Source organism: Bacillus sp. V33-4, from assembly GCF_002860225.1.
Lineage (GTDB): Bacteria > Bacillota > Bacilli > Bacillales > Cytobacillaceae > Bacillus_BJ > Bacillus_BJ canaveralius.
Window position 1 is genome coordinate 44,688 of sequence record NZ_PGVC01000044.1, and the last position, 19,440, is coordinate 64,127.

General features: G+C 43.2%; 19 protein-coding genes and 1 pseudogene. 15 read left to right on the forward strand and 5 right to left on the reverse strand.

Annotation, left to right across the window (positions count from 1 at the left end):
* Positions 1 to 8: 8 nt before the first annotated feature.
* The 7 genes from CVD23_RS15825 to CVD23_RS15855 all read left to right on the forward strand — a co-directional run bounded on the left by CVD23_RS15825 (position 9) and on the right by CVD23_RS15855 (position 5,434).
* Positions 9 to 179, forward strand: a complete 171-nt coding sequence (locus tag CVD23_RS15825; RefSeq protein WP_101578787.1) for a YpmA family protein — start codon at positions 9 to 11, stop codon at positions 177 to 179.
* A 14-nt stretch (positions 180 to 193) separates the two neighbouring features.
* Positions 194 to 670, forward strand: a complete 477-nt coding sequence (locus CVD23_RS15830; RefSeq protein WP_101666529.1) for a cell wall elongation regulator TseB-like domain-containing protein — start codon at positions 194 to 196, stop codon at positions 668 to 670.
* Positions 671 to 688: 18 nt separating this feature from the next.
* Positions 689 to 1,879, forward strand: a complete 1,191-nt coding sequence (locus tag CVD23_RS15835; protein WP_101666530.1) for a pyridoxal phosphate-dependent aminotransferase — start codon at positions 689 to 691, stop codon at positions 1,877 to 1,879.
* Between the two features lie 171 nt (positions 1,880 to 2,050).
* On the forward strand, positions 2,051 to 3,352 hold the full coding sequence (asnS, locus tag CVD23_RS15840; RefSeq protein ID WP_101578784.1) for an asparagine--tRNA ligase: 1,302 nt from the start codon (positions 2,051 to 2,053) through the stop codon (positions 3,350 to 3,352).
* A 147-nt stretch (positions 3,353 to 3,499) separates the two neighbouring features.
* Positions 3,500 to 4,204: a DnaD domain-containing protein gene (locus CVD23_RS15845; protein ID WP_101666531.1), complete on the forward strand. Its 705-nt coding sequence runs from the start codon at positions 3,500 to 3,502 to the stop codon at positions 4,202 to 4,204.
* Positions 4,205 to 4,272: 68 nt separating this feature from the next.
* On the forward strand, positions 4,273 to 4,935 hold the full coding sequence (gene nth, locus CVD23_RS15850; protein ID WP_101666532.1) for an endonuclease III: 663 nt from the start codon (positions 4,273 to 4,275) through the stop codon (positions 4,933 to 4,935).
* Positions 4,925 to 5,434, forward strand: a complete 510-nt coding sequence (locus tag CVD23_RS15855) for a YpoC family protein (RefSeq protein ID WP_101666533.1) — start codon at positions 4,925 to 4,927, stop codon at positions 5,432 to 5,434. Before nth ends, CVD23_RS15855 begins: the two co-directional genes overlap by 11 nt.
* Before the next feature lie 195 nt (positions 5,435 to 5,629).
* Here CVD23_RS15855 and CVD23_RS15860 read toward each other — a convergent pair whose 3' ends face one another.
* Positions 5,630 to 8,218, reverse strand: coding sequence for a PBP1A family penicillin-binding protein (locus CVD23_RS15860; protein ID WP_101666534.1), 2,589 nt, complete (start codon positions 8,216 to 8,218; stop codon positions 5,630 to 5,632).
* A gap of 46 nt (positions 8,219 to 8,264) precedes the next feature.
* Entirely contained in the window at positions 8,265 to 8,900 is a 636-nt protein-coding gene (gene recU, locus CVD23_RS15865; protein ID WP_101666535.1) for a Holliday junction resolvase RecU, read from the reverse strand.
* 114 nt (positions 8,901 to 9,014) lie between these two features.
* Between recU and CVD23_RS15870 the strand changes: the two genes are divergently transcribed.
* The 3 genes from CVD23_RS15870 to CVD23_RS15880 all read left to right on the forward strand — a co-directional run bounded on the left by CVD23_RS15870 (position 9,015) and on the right by CVD23_RS15880 (position 10,850).
* On the forward strand, positions 9,015 to 10,049 hold the full coding sequence (locus CVD23_RS15870) for a DUF2515 family protein (protein ID WP_245917522.1): 1,035 nt from the start codon (positions 9,015 to 9,017) through the stop codon (positions 10,047 to 10,049).
* Between the two features lie 75 nt (positions 10,050 to 10,124).
* Positions 10,125 to 10,376 carry a hypothetical protein gene (locus tag CVD23_RS15875; protein WP_101578778.1) on the forward strand — a complete coding sequence of 84 codons (252 nt, stop codon included), beginning with the start codon at positions 10,125 to 10,127 and terminating at the stop codon, positions 10,374 to 10,376.
* 108 nt (positions 10,377 to 10,484) lie between these two features.
* Positions 10,485 to 10,850: a YppE family protein gene (locus CVD23_RS15880; RefSeq protein WP_101578777.1), complete on the forward strand. Its 366-nt coding sequence runs from the start codon at positions 10,485 to 10,487 to the stop codon at positions 10,848 to 10,850.
* Between the two features lie 194 nt (positions 10,851 to 11,044).
* On the opposite strand, the gene CVD23_RS15885 is transcribed toward CVD23_RS15880, so the two are convergent.
* Positions 11,045 to 11,248: a YppF family protein gene (locus CVD23_RS15885; RefSeq protein WP_101578776.1), complete on the reverse strand. Its 204-nt coding sequence runs from the start codon at positions 11,246 to 11,248 to the stop codon at positions 11,045 to 11,047.
* 242 nt (positions 11,249 to 11,490) lie between these two features.
* On the opposite strand from CVD23_RS15885, the gene CVD23_RS15890 reads away from it, so the two are divergent.
* Entirely contained in the window at positions 11,491 to 12,054 is a 564-nt protein-coding gene (locus tag CVD23_RS15890; protein WP_257988555.1) for a YppG family protein, read from the forward strand.
* A gap of 106 nt (positions 12,055 to 12,160) precedes the next feature.
* Here CVD23_RS15890 and CVD23_RS15895 read toward each other — a convergent pair whose 3' ends face one another.
* The gene (locus CVD23_RS15895) at positions 12,161 to 12,637 is read right to left on the reverse strand and encodes an Hsp20/alpha crystallin family protein (protein ID WP_101666536.1); all 477 of its coding nucleotides are present in this window, start codon (positions 12,635 to 12,637) and stop codon (positions 12,161 to 12,163) included.
* A gap of 302 nt (positions 12,638 to 12,939) precedes the next feature.
* Here CVD23_RS15895 and hcp point away from each other — a divergent pair.
* Positions 12,940 to 14,243, forward strand: a pseudogene (gene hcp / locus CVD23_RS15900) (hydroxylamine reductase).
* Between the two features lie 57 nt (positions 14,244 to 14,300).
* On the opposite strand, the gene CVD23_RS15905 reads toward hcp, so the two are convergent.
* On the reverse strand, positions 14,301 to 14,993 hold the full coding sequence (locus tag CVD23_RS15905) for a Crp/Fnr family transcriptional regulator (RefSeq protein ID WP_101578773.1): 693 nt from the start codon (positions 14,991 to 14,993) through the stop codon (positions 14,301 to 14,303).
* Positions 14,994 to 15,224: 231 nt separating this feature from the next.
* Here CVD23_RS15905 and CVD23_RS15910 point away from each other — a divergent pair, with 231 nt between their 5' ends.
* From CVD23_RS15910 to CVD23_RS15920, 3 genes are all read left to right on the forward strand, one after another.
* Positions 15,225 to 17,471, forward strand: a complete 2,247-nt coding sequence (locus CVD23_RS15910; protein WP_101666537.1) for a DEAD/DEAH box helicase — start codon at positions 15,225 to 15,227, stop codon at positions 17,469 to 17,471.
* A 45-nt stretch (positions 17,472 to 17,516) separates the two neighbouring features.
* The gene (locus tag CVD23_RS15915) at positions 17,517 to 18,779 is read left to right on the forward strand and encodes a ribonuclease H-like domain-containing protein (RefSeq protein ID WP_101666538.1); all 1,263 of its coding nucleotides are present in this window, start codon (positions 17,517 to 17,519) and stop codon (positions 18,777 to 18,779) included.
* 345 nt (positions 18,780 to 19,124) lie between these two features.
* On the forward strand, positions 19,125 to 19,430 hold the full coding sequence (locus CVD23_RS15920; protein ID WP_101666539.1) for a spore coat protein: 306 nt from the start codon (positions 19,125 to 19,127) through the stop codon (positions 19,428 to 19,430).
* The last annotated feature ends 10 nt before the right edge of the window (positions 19,431 to 19,440 follow it).

Sequence of the window (19,440 nt, forward strand, 5' to 3'; positions counted from 1 at the left end):
AACGCGGTATGGAAAGCAAAATCGAAATATTGTCGACCGTTAAAGTGCAGCAGAGCCCTGACTTATATAAGATTGTCGATGCCTTAAACCGCACCCTGAAACGAGAAAATTTAATGTTCGGACTGGCCCTCGACCCGGAAGAGCGGGAAAAAGCAGTTTTTACTATATATCGTACATAAAGAAGTGATCTGATATGAAAAAATGGATAATCATTATCTCAATTGCTGTTGTTATTTTAATAGGTCTGGCGGCGAATGTGTATTTAAATGCGCTCAAGCCCGTCAAAGCGGCTGAGCAAAAGGCGGCGGCTATAGCAAATGCAAAAACCGACTTGCAAAGCATAAAGGATTTCAGCATATTCAATGGCGATGAAACCTACTATGTCGTTAAAGGGACGAACAGTAAAAATGAAAAAACGATTGTTTGGATCCCTGAAAAGGGAGGCGAAATTCTTGAACGGAAAGAAGCTGAGGGCATTTCCAGGGAAGAGGCAATCAATAAAGTAAGAGAAGAAAAAAACCCGGAGAAAATTCTGTCGGTCCGGCTCGGAATGGTCGACAATCAACCTGCCTGGGAAATATACTCGCAATCCGAGAGCGGGTTAATAAATTATTATTATCTTGATTTTGATACAGGTGAAGAATGGCTCACCGTAATTGAGAATTTATAGGATAACGGAGGCAGAGGAATGGAAACGTTACTGGCTAAAAGAGTAAAAGCACTAACCCCATCATCAACATTGGCAATTACCGCAAAAGCAAAGGAATTAAAGGCTCAGGGCAAAAATGTGATCGGGCTCGGTGCCGGTGAACCGGACTACAATACCCCGCAAAATATTATTGATGCAGCTGTTGACTCAATGAATCAAGGACATACGAAATATACACCGTCTGCAGGATTGCCGGCCCTAAAAAAAGAGATTGCCGCGAAGTTACAACGCGATCAAGGGCTCAGCTACGACAGCAGCGAAATCATTGTGACAAATGGAGCCAAGCATGGACTGTACACGCTGTTTCAGGTAATTTTAGACGAAGGTGACGAGGTTGTTATCCCGATTCCGTATTGGGTAAGCTATCCGGAGCAAGTGAAATTGGCCGGTGGTGTTCCCGTCTATGTGGAAGGCGAAGAGCGCAATCAATTTAAAATCACTCCTGAGCAGCTGGAGAATTCGTTTTCAGACCGTACAAAAGCGGTTATTATCAATTCCCCAAGCAATCCGACAGGCATTCTTTATACAGAAGAGGAATTGCGAAAACTGGGCGAAGTTTGCCTGGAACACAACGTTTTGATCATCTCCGATGAAATTTACGAGAAGCTCGTCTACGGAGGGTATAAGCATGTCTCTGTTGCTGAATTATCACCGCAGCTAAAAGAGCAAACGATCATCATCAATGGCGTTTCGAAGTCGCATTCAATGACAGGCTGGAGAATTGGCTATGCTGCAGGGAATAAGCAAATTATCAAGGCCATGACCAACCTGGCGAGCCATAGTACATCAAACCCAACCACAACCGCTCAATACGGCGCAATCGCAGCTTATGCCGGATCCCAACAACCGGTTGAAGAAATGCGGCAGGCTTTTGAACAACGTCTTAAAATCATATTTGCCAAGCTTGTCGACATTCCCGGCTTTACATGTGTAAAACCACAAGGTGCTTTCTATCTGTTTCCAAATGCGAAGAAAGCAGCGGAATTAACTGGCTTTAACAATGTTGATGAATTTGCGGAAGCGTTACTTGAAGAAGCAATGGTTGCGGTTATTCCCGGATCCGGTTTCGGTGCCCCGGACAATATCCGGCTGTCCTATGCCGCATCACTGGAACTTTTAGAAGAAGCGATCGACAGAATTCACCGTTTTGTCGAAAGCAAGCTAAAATAAGCTTTTTTATGAACGAACGCAGGTAGCCTGCATAGCCGCCATAGTTGATCTTGAATCTTGCACATGGCGCAGTTTTCCGGGCATGAGGGAGTAATATTGCTTGTCATTCATGCTAACGGTATAATAAACAGCATATATGGCAACCGTTTTTGTTAGGTTTTTTGGAGGGAAATGACAGTGAATAAAACAACAATAGCAGAAGTATACAAATATGTAGACCAGGAAGTGAAGATTGGCGCATGGCTTGCCAATAAACGCTCAAGCGGTAAAATTGCCTTTTTGCAGCTTCGTGATGGAACAGGATTTATCCAGGGAGTCGTTGTCAAGAGTGAGGTTCCCGACGAAGTGTTTCAAACTGCCAAATCGGCGACACAGGAATCCTCTTTATACGTGACCGGAGTAGTCCAAAAAGATGAGCGCTCCCCGTTCGGATACGAATTGTTGGTAAACGGCATCGAAGTGATCCAGCAAGCGGTGGACTATCCGATCACCCCTAAAGAGCACGGCACCGAGTTTTTAATGGATAACCGTCATCTATGGCTTCGCTCGCGGCGCCAGCACGCGGTCATGAAAATTCGCAACGAAATCATCAGGGCGACATACGAGTTTTTTAATGAACAAGGGTTTGTCAAAGTGGACCCGCCGATCCTGACAGGCAGTGCACCCGAAGGGACAAGCGAACTGTTTGCGACAAAGTACTTTGATGAAGATGCCTACCTGTCACAAAGCGGACAGCTTTATATGGAAGCAGCAGCGATGGCACTTGGCAAGGTTTTTTCCTTTGGCCCAACGTTCCGGGCAGAAAAGTCAAAAACACGACGGCATTTAATTGAGTTTTGGATGATTGAGCCGGAAATGGCCTTTTATGAATTTGAAGACAATCTTAAGGTGCAGGAAGAATATGTTTCCCATATCATTCAAGCTGTATTGAAAAATTGCAAGCTTGAATTGCACACGCTTGGAAGGGATACAAGCAAACTCGAACAAATCAAAGCACCATTCCCAAGAATCTCATATGACGATGCCATAAAATTCTTGCATGAAAAAGGCTTTAATGATATCGAATGGGGTGACGACTTTGGCGCGCCGCACGAAACAGCGATTGCAGAAGCATATGATAAGCCTGTATTTATTACTCATTACCCGACAGCAATTAAACCATTTTATATGCAGCCTGCCAAGGATCGGGAAGAGGTTGTCTTATGTGCGGACATGATTGCTCCAGAGGGCTATGGTGAAATTATCGGAGGTTCCCAGCGTATTCATGATCATGGCCTGTTGAAACAGCGCCTTGAAGAACATGGATTAAGCAATGACGCTTACAAATGGTATCTAGAGCTCCGCCAATACGGCTCTGTTCCCCATTCAGGATTTGGCCTTGGATTGGAACGAACAGTAGCCTGGATCAGCGGAGTGGAGCATGTTCGTGAAACAATCCCGTTTCCACGCCTGCTCAACCGCCTCTATCCTTAAGGCTGGCCGATCTATCCGGCAGTATCAAACAGTCCGCACCTGCGGACTTTTCTTTACGCAATTTTCGACAAGTATTTATTGGCAGTGGCTATGTTCTCTTACCCCGAAAAACGGGTTCATGTTATACTTAAGGGGAGGTGTCCACAGATGAAAGCAAATATATTATCCTGGCTGGAAGAAGGATCAGTGTCGATTCCCGGCGTATTATTAACACATTATAAGAAGCTGAATATGAATGAACAAGAGCTTGCAACCCTATTGCATATTATCTCTTTCTCAACGAAGGGCAATGAATTTCCTACTCCGGCTGAGCTTGCCGCACGTATGACAATAACAGCTATGGAATGTACTGGCATGCTTCGAAGACTTATTCAAAAAGGCTTTCTCAGTATTATGGACGCACACTCCCCAGAAGGGATTATCCATGAAAAATATTCATTGCAGCCATTATGGGAAAAGCTTGTCGATCAATTCCTCCTCGATACTAAAGGTAAGCAAGCAGATCGGCAGCAAAACGATGAAATGGACTTGTACACATGTTTCGAAAGAGAGTTTGGACGGCCGTTGTCGCCGTTCGAGTGCGAATCACTGGCAATGTGGATGGACGATGATCTGCATGATCCAATCATCATAAAGGCCGCATTGAGAGAAGCTGTCATTTCCGGGAAGCTAAATTTTCGTTACATAGACCGAATTTTGTTCGAATGGAAGAAAAACGGTATCCGAACTATTGAACAGGCCAGAAGTCATAGTCGGAAATTCAGGCAGCACCAGAATCACCAGCGGGAAAATCAAGGTGATCTCCCTGAAAACGCAAAAACGATTCCTTTTTATAATTGGCTTGAACAATAGGCGGGATAACGAGAGAAGGTGCTTCTCTCGTTTTTGCCATTTTCTATCATGAAAATAAGGTGGGAACGATGTTAAATAAAAATGAAATTAGATACTGTCTCGACCACATGAGGGAAATGTTCCCGGATGCTCATTGCGAGCTGAACCACAGCAATCCGTTTGAACTGGTTATTGCCGTTGCCTTGTCGGCACAGTGTACAGATGCACTTGTCAATAAAGTTACTAGAAATCTGTTTACGAAATATAAAACTCCGGAAGATTATTTGCGTGTGCCACTGGAAGAGCTCGAGAACGATATCCGTTCGATCGGTTTATTCCGGAATAAAGCGAAAAATATCCAAAAACTGTCGAGAATGCTGATTGATGATTACGGGGGAATTGTCCCGCGCGACCGCGATGAACTAACGAAGCTGCCCGGCGTTGGGCGGAAAACGGCAAATGTAGTTGTATCGGTTGCTTTCGGTGTTCCGGCGATAGCAGTCGATACGCACGTCGAAAGAGTCAGCAAACGGCTCGGTTTTTGCCGCTGGAAGGATTCAGTACTCGAAGTGGAGCAGACGTTAATGAAAAAAGTACCAAAAGACGAGTGGTCGGTTACCCACCATCGGATGATCTTTTTTGGACGATATCATTGCAAAGCGCAAAATCCCCAATGTCAAATTTGCCCGCTTCTCGACATATGCCGGGAAGGGAAAAAGCGCATGAAGAGGAAAACTGGTAATGGACAGTAAACGGGGAGTTCCTGAAGAATTAAACCATCCATTCTTTTTGACAAATGAGGCAGGAATATGGGAAAAACAAAACGGCAAGGAAATGCAAATTTTTCCGCTTTTTTATTATGAGTGGGCTTTTTACTCAAATATTGAGGCGCTCAAGCCGTGGGAAGATCCGGTGAATTATGTTCCTTTATTGTTCGATGAATGGAAAAGTCTGAAGGACAGTCTGGCTCAATTATTCCAAAACCGGAATCAGCGCAGGACTGAAACGCCGATGAAAAAGGGGGTTGGCTTGTTTGTTGAGTGCCTTTTTTGGACAAACGCCGTGCCTGTGGTCCTGTCAAACCTGGATCATGCCGAAAAACTGATGATTAAGCCTGTAAATATGAGGGAGAGGCTCCAGTTTATTATGAATAGGCCGACGCTGTACCATTCCTTTATTCAATTATCCGTGCTTATGACTGAGCTGGAAAAAGCGTTTATGAAACATGTGGCGCTAAGGAAAAAACACTGATTTGAGTAAAAGGTGCTAAGCCCAAAAACGAATTAAATTGTCTTAATAAACCAAGAGGATCCAGTATGAACGAATAACATTGTCTTGATTTCAAAAAATTGTTTGGTTTTCAATTAAAGAAATGCTTTAAGAAATTTATTCATTTAATGAAAAAAGAGTTCAAGTACATTGCTTGAACTCTTTTTCATTACAAAATTATGGACTTGGAGGAGTGCCCGGTGGGTTTGGAATTGGCTGGCCGGGTGGCTGTGTTCCTGGATCACCAGGGTTACCGTTACCATTACCATTGCCGTTGCCATTGCCAGGGTTATCTCCTTCGCCCTCGTCTGACTGATCTCCATCGTCATCTTCTTCATGTTCTTCTTCACGATTGCGGCCTTGTTCATCTTCGCCTTCTTCAAACTCATCTTCTTCAGTGACCGGAGCAGGAACTGACACTGAGACACTTGCCGGCTCACTGCTTTGCTCGCCTTTTATTGCTGTAATGGTAAAGGTGTATGTTCCACCGGCCACAACATTTGCTACTCTCATGGACTTTTCGCCTGTAACGGTAAGCTGCTGGGCAGCACCGCCATTGATTGAGGCGTTTACTTTAAACTGAACACCATCAGCTTTACCGTTATAATCCCACGACAGGACGATCTCGTTGCTTGATTGCTCGTATGACGCATTTGCGTTGGACGGGCTGTCAAGTCGATCATACCGGTCAGACACTTGGTTTGGCCGATTTCCTTTGACCGCATATTCATAAATAACCTGGTCCTCAGGAGTAAATTCACTGGCAAGCTTGGCCGGAATGGTGCCCTTTTCAATCGCTACCTTTTCAACCGTTTTCGGTACAGTAAAGTCTGCAGTTTCCTTGCCTTTTGAAACATGGGTCATTAAATTTTTAAAGAGCTGCTGGGCAATTTTTTGGTCCTTGGAATTAATATAATTTTTCTTCTGGTTCTCATAACCGGTCCAGACTGCAGCCGTATAGTTTGTCGTATAGCCTGCAAACCAGGCATCAGGAACAGCGCCATTAGGAATGCCATTTGCCTTCTTCACGTCGGACGAGTAGTTCGTCGTACCGGTTTTGCCTGCAACATGCAGGTTTGGAATGTTGGCTGCCTGGCCGGTTCCATTTGATAAGACGCTTTTCAACATATCGGTAATCATAAAAGCTGTATAGTCCTTCATGACGACCTGCGATTCAGGAGCGGTATCCAGTTTTGTACCATCACGCAGCTCAATCATTTTCACTGTGTGAGGTTTTGTATAAAAACCGTTATTTCCAAACGCACTGTATGCTCCGGCCATCTCAAGCGGCGAGACGCCTTTATCAAGTCCGCCAATTGCATACGACTCATGGATTTCCTCAAGTGGAATTCCGAGCTTGACAGCGAAATCTTTCGCTTTGTTTAAACCAACTGCCTGTAATGCCTGGAGGGCAGGGACGTTGCGTGATTTTGCAAGTGCTTCCCGCATCGACATCGGTCCCATATGTTTATTGTCCCAGTTGTTGATAGGGGTCTTTTTCGGATCGGAATAAGTGTATGGTTTATCATCCAATGTATGATATGTTCCCCATTGTAGATACTCGATCGCCGGGCCATAATCCAATATCGGCTTGATCGTCGATCCCGGCTGCCGTTGTGTATCGACTGCATAGTTAAAACCGCGCTTCGCTTGCTGGTTTCGCCCGCCTCCGAGTGCGCGCACTTCACCTGTCTTCGTATCTAAAAGCGTAATCCCGGCCTGGAATTCATCGTCCGGGAACTGGACGACTTCATTTGAGTTTAGCATGTGCTCTACATGTGTTTGGGCATCCTGGTCTAAAGTGGTATAAATATGGAGCCCGTCAGAGAAAATATCAAAATCGCCTTGTGCCTGGACTTCTTCAATTACGGCATCGACGAAAGCATCGTACTGATCTTCACCTGTTTCGCGATTTTCTGCCTTTACAAGCGATGATTCAACAGGAATCGCCTGTGCTGCTTGCATCTCGTCCTTAGTAATAAAGCCATGCTGATTCATTAACGAAAGGACGATGTTCCTGCGCTTCTCGGCATTGTCCGGATGTTTAAAAGGATTATAATTTTCCGGACTTTGCGGCATGCCGGCAAGCAATGCTGCTTCATGGAGCTGTAATTCGGAAAGTTCTTTATCAAAATAAACCTTTGAAGCAGTTAAAATACCGTGACTTTTTTCGGACATATAAATTTTATTGACATACATCTCAAAGATTTCTTGCTTCGTATATTTGCGCTCCAGCTGGAAGGCAAGCCATGCTTCCTGTGCTTTTCGGCTTAATGTTTTATCAAACTCAAGGAAAGAGTTTTTCACGACCTGCTGGGTAATCGTACTCGCACCTTCAGAGCCAAAGCCGTCCGTAATATTGGCAATGACCGCGCCGCCAAGACGGATTACATCAATCCCGTTGTGGTCATAGAAACGAACATCCTCGGTAGCAAGGATTGCACTTTCGACAAGCTCGGGGATATCTTCATAAGCTACATAATCGCGATTCACTGAGCCAACTTCGGCAAACTCTTTTCCATTTATATCATAAAGCTTTGAAGAAATAGGGTCCCTTAGCTGAGCTTCGTCCAATTTTGGAGTATCTTTTACCATAAATGCAAAAGTGGCAACACCGGTAAGCATTCCGATAATTCCAAGTGCAATAAGAACGAGAAAGATCTTTTTAAATGTCCCGCGCGGACTTTTCTTTCCCTTGCCCTTTTTTGGTTTTTTAGCGGCAAGCTGTTTGCGGCGCTCCTCTCGCGATTGATATTGATCTGCCATATATGTGTGTCATTCCTTTCTATGCAAACGAACGATATTTACAGTGTTACTGAAGCTGTATTCCTTTTTCCCCTGTAAGGTTATAAAGATAATCTATTACTTTAATATAGTCAATTCTGGGCCGGAAACCGAGCTTAATGGGATGGGAGCATTCTGCAATCTCTTGCTTTGTAATCGATTTTCTCCCTCCGCTGTTCATTCGGTTCCAAAAAGCAATCAAATGATCGGCTGGCAGAAGATACACTTCTTCTGTAGCGGAAAACCGGATGATAATAAAACATATGCCGCCATGGAGCAGAACCGTTTCCATATGGTGAATCTGGTGTTCGTGAAAATTTTTTAACGGGAACGAAGTTTTATGCCTCGTTTCCTTTGCTTCAAAATCAATATATTTCCCTTTATAGACACCATTATAATCGGTTGTCGAAGCTTGTTTAAAATAGGCTTCCCTGATTACGGCAGCACTCCGTTTTGGATAATCGACCTGGACAATTTGGACAGGAGTTGGTTTTTTATGGATAACGGCCAGCTTCTGTTCTAAATAAAACAGGTTTGTTTCATTTAAATCATCCTCGAGCGTCATTCCCCGGTTGCTGTACGACAGTTGTTTGTCAGCCTTCGTCGGCAAGCCCTTGGACTGTTTAGGAATGTAGCGGCGCCCGTTAGGATAATGAAAATTCATTGTAACCACCTCACAAACTACAACTATCATACCAAATCTGCACAGCTTTTGGTTGAATAAAAAGCACCATTCTGTTAAACGCTAAATTTAACACTTGCTGTAAGGGGTACTTTTATGGAAAAAAGTCTGCTGCCTATGGCACGATATGAAAACACAGAGGATCATTCACTGCTCAGGCAATGGATCTCAACCGAAACAAAATTACAAAACAAAGATAATATCTCGCGGACAAATGCTTATTTTCATTATTTTAAGACCCATCCGGAAATCGAATGGGCATTTCTTGCGAGCATGGTTTCCAGGAATGCCGGCTGGAATATGTGTGACCTCGAAGGCCCCATGCTTCCGCATATCATTCCAAAGCAAATAAGGAAACGGCTTTTTCTTGCCTATGAACGGGCAAACTGGCTGATTTTTCATGATGCATTTCCCCAACTGCTCCTCTACCATTATTCGACGAAAATAAACAGTCCAATGTTTCATCTTTTAGCATTTTTTCGTGTTTCTGCTTTTATGGAACAAGAATGGTGCATGTTTTGGCGGGAACGGGATCAAACGAGATTGCTGATCGCGATGATTATTAATGAACAAAATGTCATCCAGCAACCAGTGCTTCTTAGTCCGTTATATCAAAATAAGGTATTTCATTCACTCTTATTCTCTTTCCAGGATTCGTTTCATTTCAGTTCTGTTTTGTTTCCAGATAGAAAGGGTCATTTGTATGGGGCAAGCGTGAATGGGTTTAGATCAGTATCGAAGCGGATCGATCTTGGGAAGCGGCTCAGCAGTATTCTTTTCAGGGATGACTTATTCCCGGCCTTTTATGAGTTTGCCGAAACGACTCCGCATACAGGTTCACGGTCAGACTATGAACAGTATTTTGTAAATGACCGGAAACGGAAAGCGGGGCCGCGTCTGAGAAGGGCCTATCCTCCGATTCATCATCATATTGACTGCGACTATCCTGACTGGTGCAAGAGAACAAAAGTGAAGGAAAAATGGCTTTCACCACATGTCCATCACCTTCATCCACTTCTGATTACAAAATGGTATTTACAAAAGCAACAGCAGCTTTCCACTATCATTTCTGTGTCGAAAACATGCAGGAACATATGCAGAAATCTTCTTTCTTTGCCGAAAATCTTCTAGTTTTGTCAGCCTGGCAGGAAGGGCTGACCGGGTATGGAATTACAAAGGAGAAAGAAATGCAAAGGAGGCATTAAAATGAATGAACAAAGCTTGGAAAAAGAAAAGCTGTTAACGATGTTAACGGAAATATATGATCAGCTTGAAGAATTGGAATCAGGATTGCACAGTTCATTGGCAGATCTCCGTGATGATTGGAATGAAAAACAGGCGGCACGGTTGACAGGCTGCGGAAACCGGCTCTCCGCGTTAGAAATAAAAATGAAGCTTATTAATGAAAATGGAGAGTTGGATAAAAACCAGGGCTTGAAGCTTGAATTGGGCTTTTAAGATACACTAAAATAGATTTAATTCATTAGTAGCTTTGATAACGTCAATGCTACTTTTTATTTTTATGAATTTTTCTGTTCGGAGAGAATGGATTTATGGAGGCAGCAAATGAAAACACAAACCCTATACGAGCTTACGAAGCAGCTCCTTGCTTATGTGGAAGAGTCGTCAGTACGTTTCGAAGAAATAAAGAGCTCTAAAATCGAAGCCGATTTTTACAGTGAAGTCAAGCCGTTTGCTGATAAGGTGAAGGAGCTAAATGATAGGTGGAAAAACGAAGCTATTTTATGGCTGATAGAGACAGCACCAAAAAACCTTCACCGTAATCAAATCGAAACAACCTCTGACCATATCGAAATCATTTCAATTCAAGCTTTTTTTCCGCAGACAAGCCGGAAAAGGTTTATCGACCAATTTCAGTCCGTTAAATACGTGTTGGAAAATATATTGGTTCACCTTGATATGAAGAAATGACAGACTTCTATATGTAAAAAACAACCGTTCAGAGGCAACGGTTGTTTTTATACATTAATTGAATGATTTTGATAAAGCCATTCTTCAATTGAAAAATTAACATAGGTTATTCGTTTCCTACCGCACGGTATACTCCTGTTGAAATAAACAAATTCATTCGTTTTTCGGTTTAGCTTATTACATTGTGAAATTACTCAATTATTAAGCGAGTGTTCTTTAATACTGTCAGCAACAACTGCACCTGAAGCCTCTAATTCACGAACAAGATTACGGTAGTCATTAATAGAAATTTCATTATGGATATATGCTTTTTTGGCAAAATCCAATAGTTCGTTTACATCTTCTGTACGATAATCCCTGATGCTTGAAAATTTCGTTTTAAGCTCCTGAATGTTCATGAATAATCCCCCTCGGCTTTTTTTATATCCTATCATGAAAAAGAAGAAATCCTTATTTTTAAAAAATTTTAACTTCCGACACAGTTAGACATAACAGGAAGGCTTTTCCTTTCGATTCACCTTGGTGGGCCTTTTGCATAATGTGTAATAAGGGAAGCGTTGCTCGGGTCTATGTTAATTTCCATTAATCATATAACAACCAAGAAGTTCATTTATCAGGAGAAAATAAGGAGGATGCTAACATGTTCGGCAATAGAAGATACATGAAACATGACCTATACTTACAGCGGAGAAACGAGGCAAGGATGAAGCCTGTCAATCCAGGCTGGAACCGGCAACAATTTATGCAGCACCCCTATTTTCAGCAAGCGAATATCAATCCGTATTTACAGTACAGTGGGCCGCAAATACCCCCGATGAATGCAAGCGGAAACGGCTATACACCTTATCAAGCGCCATACAGCCAAAGCTTCTACCAGGGAAATGGCGGACCCACATACGTCCCGCATCAGCCAAGCTTTTCGCAAATGGTTTTTCAAAACCCGTTGCATCCAATTGAAGAAATGTATACTGCCAATACAAATTACGTTCAGCAACAAAATCCATATCCCGGTGTAAATCCTTATCCTAAAAATATGTTCATGGCGAAGCAGTCTTCCGGGATGAAATCGATTCTGAATTCGTTCAAGGGCCAGGACGGCAGCCTCGATATAAACAAAATGGTCAATACGGCCGGACAGATGATGAACGCTGTAAGTCAGGTTTCATCTATGATAAAAGGGATAGGGGGAACCCTTAAAGTATAGGTGGTGTCTATACTTTTATTATGCTTGGCTTATTTAGGGAGGATTTTTAGAGAATGGACGAGAAGGGGGGAACAACGAAAAAGGCTATCCCATCGTGGAGACAGCCTTACCCTTTTGTGCCAATTTGCACGCTTTTTCCTTTTAATTTAGGGATGCGAATTTCCAAAAGCCCATTTTCATAGGATGCTTTGACCTTTTTTTCGTTAATTGGATGGGACAGAGTAATCGTGCGGCTAGACCGTTGGAAGGTTTGTTTTTTTCGGTAATAGTGATTTTTTTCATCTTCCTCAGTCATTACCTCGCTATTTTTTACCTCGATCGTAATTTGGTTGCCAAGAATATCAATGTGAATTTCCTCTTTTTTAACGCCAGGGAGCTTGGCAGTAATGACATGCTCCTTATCTGTCTCATATACTTCAACGGGAAAAGAGCCATGCGGAAAAGGGTTATTAAAAAATTGATCTACTGTTTGTAAAAATCCTCGTACGGGCTTTTCATGAAAAAAATCATTCATAGATTTCATTATATCAGCGAAAGCTTCCTGTTTATTGTTTTTTGAATCGCGGTGAGGGTTGGATGACATTCTGCTATCTCCTTTCATACACTATTCTCGTCTGAATTCAAATCTGTTTTTTGATATATTATGCAGGAAAACCGCAAAAGTGAGTGTACGAAATATGGTGTGATCACTGTAAGCTGATGGGCCTTTTCAATGGATTGTTATAGTAGTCAGCATTCCCCCAGACAGAAGGAAACGTAAGTAGGGGCTGGCAAATTTATGAACGATTTTTGACAGATCAACTCTTTGTGATTTACATCACTCATTGCAGGTGATTTCGGTAGTATGCTGAGACAGACAAAAAGTTGAAAGAAGGGATCAGCACGATGTTTTGTTACCAATGTGAGCAAACTCCAGCCGGGGGTTGTAATATTATCGGTGTTTGCGGAAAAGATGAAACGATTGCCAGCCTCCAGGATACGATTATTTTTGGGCTGAAAGGAATTGCCGCCTATCGAACCCATGCCAACCAGCTCGGCTACACCGATTCATTTGTTGATGCTACAACACATGAAGCACTCTATATGACGCTGACAAACTCCAATTTTAATGTTCAAGAGCATATTGATATGGCCATGAAAGTCGGCCAGTCGGCAGTCAGGATCATGGAAGTGCTTGACCACGCACATACAGAACGGCTTGGAATCCCTGAGCCCATCCGCGTCTCACAAAATAAAATTGAGGGAAAATCGATTGTCGTTACCGGACATAATTTATTTGCCCTCGAGGAATTACTGCGCCAAACGGAAGGAAAAGGGATCAATATTTATACACATTCAGAAATGCTCCCTGCCCATGGCTATCCAGCTTTGAAAAAGTATTCCCATTTAAAAGGGAATATCGGGAAGGCCTGGTACGATCAGCGCCGCTTATTTGAGAAATTTCCGGGTGCGATTCTCGCTACGACAAACTGTGTGATGCCGATTAAAGGTACATATGCAGACCGGATGTTTACCTATGAAGTCGCAGGGCTCGAGAACGTTGAAAAAATTATCAACGACGATTTCTCGCCATTAATCAACAGGGCGCTCGAATTGCCTGCTGCAAATATTGATTCCGAGGAAACGTTGTTGACCGGGTTTCACCATGAAACGGTGCTAGGATTGGCACCCGAAGTAATCGCGGCTGTCAAGGAAGGGAAAATCAAACGCTTTTTCGTGATTGCCGGCTGTGACGCACCGGGAAAAGGCGGCGAATATTATCGCGAATTAGCGACTTCACTGCCGCCGGAGACGGTGATATTGACAACATCATGCGGGAAGTTCCGCTTTAATGATGTCGACTACGGGACTGTTCCGGGCACGGACATCCCGCGCTACATTGACCTTGGCCAATGCAACAACTCAGGTTCAACGGTTAAAATCGCCAAAGCACTAGCAGATGCGTTTGGATGCCCGATCAACGAGCTGCCTGTCAGCATTGTCCTCTCATGTTTGAGCAAAAGGCTGTGGCGATCCTGTTAGGTTTATTCAGCCTCGGAATTAAGGACATCCGTATCGGTCCAAAGCCGCCTGAATTTATTTCCGAAGGCGTCATGAACGTTCTCCAGGAAACATTTAATTTGAAATTGATCGGAACAGCACAGGAAGATATCGCTGATATGCTCCAGCTACCAATCCAATCAAAATAGAAAAAGCGCCGCTGCCTTTTGAAAGGAGCGGCGTTATTTTCGGAAAACAGTTTTTGATCAAAAAAATTCCTCAAGCAGCTTGTCGGGTGCCAGAATGAAATCGCCGTGGCGGTCGACTTCGATTAATCCGTCCTTTTTCATTTTAGTGAGCGTTCTGCTGACGGTTTCCCTTGTCGTTCCAATCATATTCGCAAGGTCTTTATTGGTGAATTCCCCTTTCAGGAGGATGGTGCCATCACTCCGCTCCTGACCATGGTTTTCGCCAAGGCGGACAAGCAGCTTAACTATTTGTTCATATGTATTATTCAATATTTGTTCTTCAAGGCGGTTTTGCAGATCAACAATTTTTTCACCTAGAACTCTGAACACCTTGATTGACAGCTCGGGGTTTTCAATTAATACCTTTTCAAACTGGGTGATCGGCACGACAACCAGAATTGATTTTTCCAGAGCCTCCGCATATGCGGGATAATCGCCCTTGCGAAAGAAGCCTACGTGCGGAAACATTTCTCCTTTCTTTAAAATTGCCACGATTTGCTCTTTTCCGTTTATGTCACTCTTATAAATCTTTATTTTTCCTGCATTAATAAAATATACATTGTCGAGCGGATCACCCTGCATAAATATATGGCTATGTTTTTTCCACTCCCTGGAAATCGAAATATCAGCGATTTTCGCTATTTCCTGTCTGCTCATTTCACGAAAAAGGCCAAATTCGGAAAGTATTGTTATTATTTCCTCTCTGTACATCGCCTTCACCTCATTTTCACGTGCTTACTTAATATTTTAACAAAAAAGCCCTTCGCTCACAGCTTTAATATAAGTATGATTAGTGGAGAAAAGCAGGCTTGTATAAGAAAAGTGGGGTGCCGAGTGTGGAAATGAAATCGAAACATCATTAAATCCTTTTTTTGTTAAAATCTATCTGTAGCCATGCAAACAAATATTCGCTAAACTATATCGTATAAAGAGGTGTAGCGAATGAGAAAGAAAACACTGGCAGAACTGATCGATGAATTAAGGAAAAACGAAAATATCGTAAACTGGCACGAAATCGAACCGCAGGAAGCCCGGACGAAGCCAATACCCGATGCTGTTCACGAAAGAATTAAAGCGGCCTTGTCCAAACGGGGTATCGACGAACTGTACAGCCATCAGTTTACCGCTTTTCAGGCTTTGCAAAAAGGCGAAAATATTGTCGCAGTGACCCCTACTGCTTCGGGTAAAACGCTTTGCTATAACTTGCCAGTACTGCAAGCTATCGCGGAAGACGAAACAAACCGTGCGCTTTATTTATTTCCGACAAAAGCATTGGCGCAGGATCAGAAAAGCGAGCTAAATGAAATCATAAATGAAATGGGCATGGATATAAAAAGCTATACATACGATGGTGATACATCACCGGCGATAAGGCAGACCGTAAGAAAGGCCGGGCATATCGTGATCACGAATCCGGACATGCTCCATAGCGCTATCCTTCCCCATCATACGAAATGGGTCAGTCTGTTCGAAAATCTTAAGTATATCGTTATTGATGAACTGCACACATACAGGGGCGTGTTTGGCAGTCATGTGGCGAATGTGATAAGGCGCTTAAAAAGAATCTGCAAATTTTACGGAAGCAGCCCAATTTTTATTTGTACATCGGCGACGATTGCGAATCCAAAGGAACTGGCGGAACAGCTTACAGGAAACCCAATGCGCTTAATTGACGACAACGGGGCACCAAGAGGCAGGAAGCACTTTGTTTTCTATAACCCTCCTCTTGTGAATAAGCCTTTGAATATCAGGAAAAGCGCTACGGTAGAAGTACATAGTCTCGCCAAACAATTTTTAAAAAATAGAATACAGACGATCGTCTTTGCAAGAAGCAGGGTGAGGGTTGAAATTATCTTAAGCCATATACAGGAACTGGTTAAAAAAGAAATCGGGACGAAATCGATCAGAGGATACAGGGGCGGTTACTTACCAAAGCAGCGGCGCGAGATAGAAAAGGGCCTTCGGGACGGAGAAATTCTCGGGGTTGTCAGTACGAATGCCTTAGAATTAGGAGTAGATATTGGCCAGCTGCAGGTCTGCATTATGACAGGATATCCCGGAAGCGTCGCCAGTACATGGCAGCAGGCCGGACGGGCAGGAAGAAGGCATGGGGAAGCCCTGATTTTAATGGTCGCAAGCAGTACGCCCATTGACCAGTATATAGTCCAGAATCCCGGCTATTTTTTCGATAGGTCCCCCGAAGCTGCGAGGATCAATCCGGAAAACCTGATCATTTTAGTCGATCATTTAAAATGCGCCGCCTATGAACTGCCTTTTAAAAAAGGCGAAGAATTTGGCCCATTGGATATAACGGAGATACTGGAATACCTGACGGAAGAACAAGTGTTACACCAGAATGGGGATAAATTTTACTGGGCCAATCAATCCTTTCCGGCATCGAATATCAGCCTGCGGTCCGCTTCACAGGAAAACGTCGTGATTATCGACCAATCGTCGACCGCAGATGTGAAAATCATCGGGGAAATGGATCGCTTTAGCGCAATGACCCTTTTGCACGACGAAGCGATATACTTGCATGAAGGTATACAATACCAGGTTGAAAAACTGGACTGGGATCATAAAAAAGCCTATGTAAGGGAAGTTGATGTAGATTATTATACCGATGCAAACCTTGCCGTTCAGCTTAAGGTGTTAGAAATAGACAGGACGTCAAACAGAAAGGCAACGGCGATTAACTTTGGCGATGTTTCAATCAATATCCTTCCAAGCATATTTAAAAAAATCAAGCTGACAACGTTTGAAAATGTTGGATATGGCCAGATCCATTTGCCAGAAGAAGAATTGCATACGAGCGCTGCCTGGCTTGAGCTGAAAGAACTTGATCTTCAGCTAGGTGAAAAGGCGCTGGAACAGCTGCTGATGGGAATAGCAAACGTCTTTAAACATATTGTCCCGATCCACGTCATGTGCGATCGAAACGATGTCCATGTAGTATCACAAATAAAAGCAGCCCATACACAATTGCCGACGATCTTTTTATACGATCATTACCCGGGAGGGATCGGTCTGGCAGAAGACGTCTATAAACGCTTTGATGAAATCAAGGCGGCCGCGAAAAATTTAATAGCAAAATGCCTATGCGACGACGGCTGTCCTTCCTGTATAGGAACAGAAATAGAAGGCATTAAAGCGAAGGAAAAAAGCTTGCAGCTTCTTGACCAGTTTTAACAAAGGGCAAGCTGTTTGTCCGGGAATCTCGAGGAAGTGATAGAAATGACGTTGAAAAATAAGCTAAATAGATTGAAGCCGCATTTAGCGTCTTCGGGTGAATCGGCGATGAAACGGGTGCCAATCATTGATTCTTCCAGCCAGTCAGAAATACCCTTCCTGACTGACTGGGTAAAAGAAAATACATCCCCATATTACTTTGATAACAGCTATTGCTTGATAAGGGAAGTCCGCTACCCATTATCACACCGGCATGGCAAATATGTATTTGCCGATTTTTTGGAAGCGGTCGAGCTCTGGAATCACACAAATATTGTCCACCCTCTTTCTGCAGCAGGCTGTAACGCTCAGGACTTGTTCTTTTTTGATACAGAAACGACCGGGCTGGGCGGGGGGACAGGCAATACGATTTTTTTGCTTGGACATGCAAGCTTTAGCGATGATCACATAGTCGTAAAACAGCATATTTTACCCCATCCGGGTGCAGAAATTCCCCTCTATCAAAGCTTTTTGGAAAATGTAAACTATCAGACGCTTGTTACTTACAATGGCAAGTCATTTGATTGGCCGCAGGTCAAAACGAGACACACCTTGATCAGAGAACATGTCCCAAAGCTTCCGCTTTTTGGCCATTTTGATTTATACCATGCGTCGCGAAGGCTCTGGAAGCATAAGCTGGAGCGTTTAAAGCTTTCGATCGTTGAAAAGGAAATTTTGCAGGTCGAGAGGATCGATGATATTCCCGGTTTTCTGGCACCAATCATTTATTTCGATTTTGTTGAAAGAAAAAATCCAGAAGGAATGTTTGGGATCATCAAGCATAATGAAATCGATATCCTATCGCTGATTACCCTCTATACACATCTCTCCTTCCAGCTGCTGCGTAAAGATACACAGCAAACAACGAAGGAAACGTTCGAGGTTGGCAGATGGTATGCATCGGTTGGAAACAACGAGGAAGCCGCCAACAGCTTTTTAGGAATAATTGACGGCACCGGAACGGCTGCGGTTGCAGCAAAGCTGGCGATGGCTTATCAATATAAACAGCAGCACGATTGGAGCCTGGCTCGCAAATTATTCATAGAAATAGCTGCAGAAGGAAATGAACATCAGCAAATTGAAGCATTGGTGGAAGCAGCGAAAATTGTCGAGCATCACGATAAAAATTATCGAGAGGCGCTGGGGTTTACCGATCGGGCGCTGGAATTTTATGAAAAACAAACGGAAAACGAAAAAAATCTTGGCCGCCTGCTCCATCGCAAAGCGAGGCTGATTCGAAAGATCGCCTTGAAACAGAACGAATCATGAGTTGATAGTTGTACCAAAATTTTAATAAATTCTTATGGGAAACCACTAATTTCCTTGTTGTCTGTTCATGTCGAAACCTGTAAAATAGTTAGTTGGATGGAATGTTCCAGCTAAAAAAACTATGGGGCTGATTACATGTATAAGGCAGTTTTGTTTATGTTCTTTGTGGTTATTTGTCTTACGGTATTTATTTTCACAGCTTTAAAGGACAGTTTTTATACTTTCCTATAAGAGTTTTACAACCATGGCTTTCTATGAAAAATAGGTATTTTCCTTAGTACAAGAACCTTCCTTGCTTCATAGGCTGATAATGTAACCAGACTATTTAGGAAAGGGGATATTTCTATGCATTGCAGACCGAATCATGTTTTGCCGGCAATTGTTCACCCGACAAAGTGCTGTGTGAAACATAATTTTATGAACAATGTAGTACCTCATATTCATCCGACCCATACTACAACAGTCAATCACTTAAACTATCAGCACCAGCACTACTTCCCGCAGACACAATCTTTTGTAAACGACGTTTCGAACCAGCAGTTTTATCATCCACCAGGATCGGTTCCACCTTTCGGTCCAGGAGCGGTAGCCGGGGCTGAATACATGCCAGGCCAGGCGCAAGTTCCTCCAAACTGGCGAAGACGAAGATAATTTCAACATC